Annotated in this window: 6 protein-coding genes and 1 pseudogene; 2 read left to right on the top strand and 5 right to left on the bottom strand. The window is 75.5% G+C overall.

The window, feature by feature from the left end; translation table 11 throughout:
* Positions 1 to 145: 145 nt before the first annotated feature.
* Both MW084_RS03465 and sigE read right to left on the bottom strand, forming a co-directional pair.
* The gene (locus MW084_RS03465; protein WP_010474829.1) at positions 146 to 1072 is read right to left on the bottom strand and encodes a zf-HC2 domain-containing protein; all 927 of its coding nucleotides are present in this window, start codon (positions 1070 to 1072) and stop codon (positions 146 to 148) included.
* Positions 1069 to 1854: an RNA polymerase sigma factor SigE gene (gene sigE / locus MW084_RS03470; protein WP_193789363.1), complete on the bottom strand. Its 786-nt coding sequence runs from the start codon at positions 1852 to 1854 to the stop codon at positions 1069 to 1071. Before sigE ends, MW084_RS03465 begins: the two co-directional genes overlap by 4 nt.
* Before the next feature lie 267 nt (positions 1855 to 2121).
* Here sigE and MW084_RS03475 point away from each other — a divergent pair, with 267 nt between their 5' ends.
* A complete protein-coding gene (locus tag MW084_RS03475) occupies positions 2122 to 2658 on the top strand; it encodes an O-methyltransferase (protein ID WP_010474833.1) in 537 nt (178 codons plus the stop codon).
* A gap of 106 nt (positions 2659 to 2764) precedes the next feature.
* Here the strand turns inward: MW084_RS03475 and MW084_RS03480 are convergent, their stop codons facing one another.
* Entirely contained in the window at positions 2765 to 2932 is a 168-nt protein-coding gene (locus MW084_RS03480) for a DUF3117 domain-containing protein (protein ID WP_010474836.1), read from the bottom strand.
* Between the two features lie 310 nt (positions 2933 to 3242).
* Here MW084_RS03480 and chcB point away from each other — a divergent pair, with 310 nt between their 5' ends.
* Complete coding sequence (gene chcB / locus MW084_RS03485) at positions 3243 to 4025, top strand: 2-cyclohexenylcarbonyl CoA isomerase (protein WP_010474838.1); 783 nt, start codon at positions 3243 to 3245, stop codon at positions 4023 to 4025.
* Here the strand turns inward: chcB and MW084_RS03490 are convergent.
* Together MW084_RS03490 and MW084_RS03495 are read right to left on the bottom strand one after the other, a co-directional pair.
* The gene (locus tag MW084_RS03490) at positions 4022 to 4624 is read right to left on the bottom strand and encodes a DNA-3-methyladenine glycosylase I (protein ID WP_010474840.1); all 603 of its coding nucleotides are present in this window, start codon (positions 4622 to 4624) and stop codon (positions 4022 to 4024) included. The two genes, chcB and MW084_RS03490, sit on opposite strands and share 4 nt — an antisense overlap.
* Positions 4621 to 4816, bottom strand: a pseudogene (locus MW084_RS03495) (RNA-binding S4 domain-containing protein); the annotation flags it as partial. The gene MW084_RS03490 and the pseudogene MW084_RS03495, both read right to left, overlap by 4 nt.

Raw genomic sequence — 4816 nt, forward strand, 5'->3', positions numbered from 1 at the left:
GCCGTGGGCGCCTCGGCGGCCGGAGGCGCGGTCGCGGGCNNCGCCGGGCCCCGGCAGCACCGGCGGGGCGGGGTCCGGGGATGCCGGGTGGCTCTGCCGCGTCCGTCCCGGCTGCGTGGGCTTCCCGTCGTCCATGCTCTCCCCGCTACTGGCCACTCAGCGCCCCTCCGGCGCCCCTGACCGTGGATTCAACCAGGCCCGCCGGAGCGCCGTTCACGGTGGCCGGGGGCGTCCGGTACGACGGGTACGAGACCGGCAGGGGATCGGGGGCGCCCACCAGGGGCAGGACGCCGGTGCCGACCCGCGGGGGCGCCGCGTGCAGAAACGGTACGGCCGCCGGGTACCGGGTGCGGACCTGCGCTCCGGGCAGCAGGGGGGCGGGCCGGTCGGCGAACCGGCCCGTGGCGGCGCCCGCGCCCGCGGGGGTACGGCGGGCACCCTCCGCGGGCGCGGCGGACTGCCCCGCGGACGGCGACCGCAGGGGCGTCACGCTGCTTCCGGGGGCCTCTCCACGGGCCTCCACCGTCCCGCCCGTCGGTATCGCCCCGCCCAGGGCGATCGCCGCGAACGAGACGGCGCCGGCCGCCGCGAACACGAACCTCCGGCCGCGCCACGCGGGCCGCTCCGCCTCCCGGCCGGTCCCGTGGATGCGGAAGCCCCCGCGCGCGGCCGGTGCGTGCCCGCCCAGGGGCAGGTGGGGGAAGCCGCCGGGTCTCGCCAGGAACGTCCCGGCCCCGGGGCCGGACCGCACGGAGCGGCCCGGACCGTGCCCGGGCCGCCGGGCCCCGGCTCCCGGACCGCCGCCCCCGAACGGCCGTCCGCCGTCCTGCGCGGCGCCCTCGGACAGCCCTTGGAGGCGCGCGAGCAGCCCTTCGGAGGGCGGCGGCGGGGCGGACTCGGCGAAGAAGCTCTTGACGCGGCGCTGCGCGTCGGCCTCGGCCTTGCAGCGGGCGCAGGTCGCCAGGTGGGCGAGGACCCGCTCGCGGGCGTCATGGCCCAGCTCGCCGTCGACCAGCGCGGCGAGCCGGTCCCCCAGATGGTGTTCCGCGGGGGTCGGACGTACGCCACTCACGCGGTTCCGCCCTCCCCGCCCACGGCGGCGAAGGCACGCCCCGCGACGACGCGCTGCCCGGCCCGCGCCTCGGGCGACCGGTGCTTGAGCGCCTTGCGCAGGTGCGACCGGCCGCGGTGGATCCGGCTGCGGACCGTGCCGAGCTTCACGCCGAGGGTCGCGGCGATCTCCTCGTACGACAGGCCCTCGATGTCGCAGAGCACGACGGCCGCGCGGAACTCCGGCGCCAGCGTGTCCAGCGCCTGCTGCACGTCCGCGTCGAAGTGGGTGTCGTGGAAGACCTGCTGGGGCGACGGGTCGCGGCTGGGCAGCCGCTCCGCGGCGTCCTCGCCGAGCGCGTCGAACCGGATGCGCTGCTTGCGGCGCACCGTGTCCAGGAAGAGGTTGGTGGTGATGCGGTGCAGCCAGCCCTCGAACGTGCCCGGCGTGTACGTCGACAGGGAGCGGAAGACGCGGACGAAGACCTCCTGCGTCAGGTCCTCGGCGTCGTGCTGGTTGCCCGTCAGGCGGTAGGCGAGGCGGTAGACGCGACCGCTGTGGGTGCTGACGATCTCCTCCCAGGTCGGAGGGGCCCACGCCTGCGGTTCCGCATCCGGTGCGAAGGTCGCCGTCGTGGCTGCGGTCTCGGTGGCGGCGCGGGTGCTGTCAGCGATGTCGGTCACGGATTTCGGCTCACCCGCCGACCTGAGGAAGCGCCGCAACCGCAGCGCCCCTCTCCGATCCACAGGCTCGGCCGCACCTCCCCTGTCGGCTCCGGTGGTGTCCAGTGGAGCCCCTACCATAGCCACCTCGCCCGTTAGTTCCGGATAAGAATCTTTACGAGAATTTGGGGCCGCCCCCGGGTCCCGCCCTGCCGGCCACCCCTCCTCCCAACGCACAGTCCCATCTGCGGGTTCCCCGCGGCGAGCGGCTACAGTCACCGTTGCCGCCTACGGGAACAGGAGAGGGTCATTACCGCCAACCGGCAGACGAGCTGGGCCTTCGCCGACGCCTTCGCCGCCGAGGACGAGGCGCTGCACTGGGCCCGCGACCGGGCCCGGGAGGCAGGGGTGCCCTCGGTGTCCCCCGGCACCGGCGCCGCGCTGCGGATGCTCGCCGCCACGGCGGACGCCAAGGCCGTCGCGGAGATCGGCACGGGCACCGGCGTCTCCGGGATCTACCTCCTGCTGGGCATGCGGCCGGACGGGGTGCTGACCACCGTGGACCCGGAGCCGGACCGGCAGCAGTTCGCCCGGCAGGCGTTCCGGGCGGCCGGGTTCGCCGGGAACCGGGCGCGCTTCATCCCCGGCCGGGCGCTGGACGTGCTGCCGAGGCTGGCCGACGGCGGGTACGACGTCGTCTTCTGCGACGGCGACCGGACCGAGTACCCGGCGTACCTCGACGAGTCGCTGCGGCTGCTGCGGCCGGGCGGGCTGGTGTGCTTCGAGGGCGTGTTCGCGGACGGCCGCACGGTCGACTCGGGCGTCCAGCCGTCCGAGGTCCTGACGCTGCGCGAGCTGCTGCGGACGGTGCGGGAGAGCGACGAGCTGGTGCCGTCGCTGCTGCCGGTCGGCGACGGGCTGCTCTGCGCCGTGCGCCGCGGCTGACCTGCGGCCGGGCGCCCGCGCGGCCCGGTGGCGGCGCCCGGAACGCGATCACCCCGGCGCGGTGGTCACACCGGCCGGGGCGATCGGGAAAACGTGGGCGCAAGCGTCAGCTCGTGACCTTCTTCAGCTCCTCGCCGAGGGCTACGGCCTCGTCCGGGGTCAGCTCGACGACAAGCCGACCGCCGCCTTCGAGCGGAACGCGCATGACGATGCCCCGCCCCTCCTTGGTCACCTCGAGCGGGCCGTCGCCCGTCCGCGGCTTCATGGCCGCCATGCTCGTTCCCCTTCCTGAAACCAGCTCATCGATCAGCCGACGGCCCCGTGGAAGGGCGCGGACCGGCGTCGAACACAATGCTTCCAGGTCATTATCCCGCATGGTGACGCCCGATGACCAACATCGGACGGCATCGCTTGCGCAACGCGATCGCACAAAACAGCTCATTTCGGCGATGGTGCTGCCATACTTCGCCATCGCGGCGCCCGGTCCGGGGCCCGGCGTTTGACGCAGGTCACATGCCGGAGCCCGATGATCTCCGCCATGCTGGGCGGGACACCACCACCGGAGCCGCAGAGGGGACCCCGCCATGGCCGACACCGTGCTGTACGAGGTGAGCGAAGGACTCGCGACCGTCACCATCAACCGGCCCGACGCGATGAACGCGATGAACACCGAGGCGAAGGTCGCGCTGCGGGACGCCCTGCAGGCCGCGGGCGCCGACCCGGCCGTGCGCGCGGTGCTGCTGACCGCGACGGGCCGGGCGTTCTGCGTAGGGCAGGACCTCAAGGAGCACGTGCGGTCGCTGACCGGCGAGGACGCGATGCGGACGGTGCGGGAGCACTACAACCCGATCGTCCGGGCGATCACCGGCATGCCGAAGCCCGTGGTGGCCGGGGTGAACGGGGTCGCGGCGGGCGCGGGCTTCGGCTTCGCGCTGGCGGCGGACTACCGGGTCGTCGCCGACACGGCGTCGTTCAACACGTCCTTCGCGGGCGTGGCGCTCAGCGCCGACTCGGGCCTCTCCTGGATGCTGCCGCGCCTGATCGGCGCCTCCCGCGCCGCCGACCTGATGCTGTTCCCGCGCTCCCTGCCGGCGGGCGAGGCGTACGAGCTGGGCCTGGTGAACAGGCTCGTGCCGGCCGCCGAACTGGCCGCCGAGGCGGAGAGGACCGCCCGCGCCCTCGCGGAGGGGCCCACGCTCGCGTACGCGTCGATCAAGGAGGCCATGGCGTACGGCGCCGGGCACACCCTGGAGGAGTCCCTGGTCAAGGAGGACGAGCTCCAGACCCGGGCGGGCGCCTCCGAGGACCACCGGATCGCGGTGGAGGCGTTCCTCGCGAAGGAGAAGCCGAAGTACGTCGGCCGCTAGGAGGCCGGGGCCGCGGGGCGCGCGGCGCGGGCGACGCAGTCCGACAGGTGGTCGTCGACCAGGCCGCACGCCTGCATCAGCGCGTACGCCGTGGTGGGCCCGACGAAGCGGATGCCGCGCCGCTTCAGGGCCTTCGCCAGGGCCGTCGACTCCGGGGTGAGCGCCGGGACGTCCGCGAGCGTGCGCGGGGCCGGGCGGGCCGCCGGGTCGGGCGCGTGGGACCAGACCAGCGCGTCGAGCTCGCCGGGCTCCCACCCGGCGAGCTCGCGCGCGTTGGCGAGCGTCGCGTCGATCTTGGCGCGGTTGCGGATGATGCCCCCGTCGGCGAGCAGCCGCTCCCGGTCGGCCTCCGTGAACGCGGCGACCTCCGCGATCCGGAAGCCGGCGAAGGCCCGCCGGAAGCCCTCCCGGCGGCGCAGGATGGTGATCCACGACAGGCCGGACTGGAACGCCTCCAGGCTCAGCCGTTCGAACAGCGCGTCGTCGCCGCGGACCGGGCGGCCCCACTCGTCGTCGTGGTACCGGAGGTAGTCGGGGGCCGAAAGGCCCCACGGGCAGCGGGGCGCGCCGTCCGGACCGGGTGCGGCCGCGCCGGTCACCGCTCCCCCTCGCCGTCCTCCGCGCCGCGGTCCGGGCCCGCGCCGCGCCCGCCGGGGTCCGCGGGCCCGCCCAGGCCGTCCCGCTCGCCGAGACCGTCCCGCTCGCCGAGGCCGTCCCGCTCGCCGAGGCCGTCCCGCCCGCCGTGCCGGGGCGGTCCGGCGAAGAGGTCCGTACGGCCGGACGCCGTGGCC

The sequence above is a fragment of the Streptomyces sudanensis genome (assembly GCF_023614315.1).
Classification (GTDB): Bacteria; Actinomycetota; Actinomycetes; order Streptomycetales; family Streptomycetaceae; genus Streptomyces; species Streptomyces sudanensis.